The sequence below is a fragment of the Lysinibacillus mangiferihumi genome, from assembly GCF_003049665.1.
In the GTDB taxonomy this organism is placed as follows: domain Bacteria; phylum Bacillota; class Bacilli; order Bacillales_A; family Planococcaceae; genus Lysinibacillus; species Lysinibacillus mangiferihumi.
Window position 1 is genome coordinate 1 of sequence record NZ_PYWM01000109.1, and the last position, 813, is coordinate 813.

General features: G+C 34.8%; 1 protein-coding gene and 1 pseudogene. Both read left to right on the forward strand.

Annotated features, from left to right (window positions below; genetic code table 11):
- Nucleotides 1-293, forward strand: a pseudogene (locus C9J37_RS28715) (hypothetical protein); the annotation flags it as partial.
- Nucleotides 294-404: 111 nt separating this feature from the next.
- Nucleotides 405-707 (forward strand): hypothetical protein, encoded by a 303-nt coding sequence (locus C9J37_RS27785; protein WP_107897946.1) that lies wholly within the window; start codon nucleotides 405-407, stop codon nucleotides 705-707.
- Nucleotides 708-813 lie beyond the last annotated feature (106 nt).

An 813-nucleotide genomic window follows, 5' to 3' on the forward strand; every position in this document is an offset into this window, starting at 1 on the left:
TCGGTGAAATAGAAAAATGGTTCAAATCATGGGAAGAGGCCAAAGTAATCGATAAGCATATTCGAATGATGGTGCATCAAGCTTGTGGATGGCAACACAATCCGAAATTGAATGAATGGATATGCGCGGACGTAGAAGCATTGATGTTGTTCATGGAGTGGCAAGAAACATTGGCTAAGAACGGATGGAATGACATCTATGAGGATTATCGACAATTTGAAAATGAAGCATCAAATATCATGAAGAAAAAATTGTACGAGCGTGCTGTTTTATACGCCAATCACAATAAGTGATTTTACCCGTTAAATTAGGCGCTTTAGATACAAGGTGATAAATAATACTACTTTTAGATTTAAACGTCTTAAATCTTGATATAGAACGGTTAAATTAAGGAGGTTGATAGAATGTTAGATGTAATAGTGAATGATGAATATAAATTAACGAGTGATGGCATGCAAATTGTCATCATGAGAAAACACATAATTGATCCAACGAAATCACCAATCTTTGACGAAACAAAACATTCGGCTGAAATTCGTGAGGAATGGAAGACATGGAAATATAGTGGAAAGGTTGAACAAGCACTTGAAGTGATTTTGCGACAACGTGTATTTGAGTCAGATGCAGCGACTATTAAAGAATTGCATCAAGAAATTATAACTTTTAAACAATATGTTAAATCGCTATTTGAAGGTGATTCACAATGATTCACTACGCTTACACCGATACCGAAATAGATAAAATCATAAAAACACTCACTATCGTAATAGACACTCGCGAGAAATCGAATGACCATATTAGAGAATATTTCGT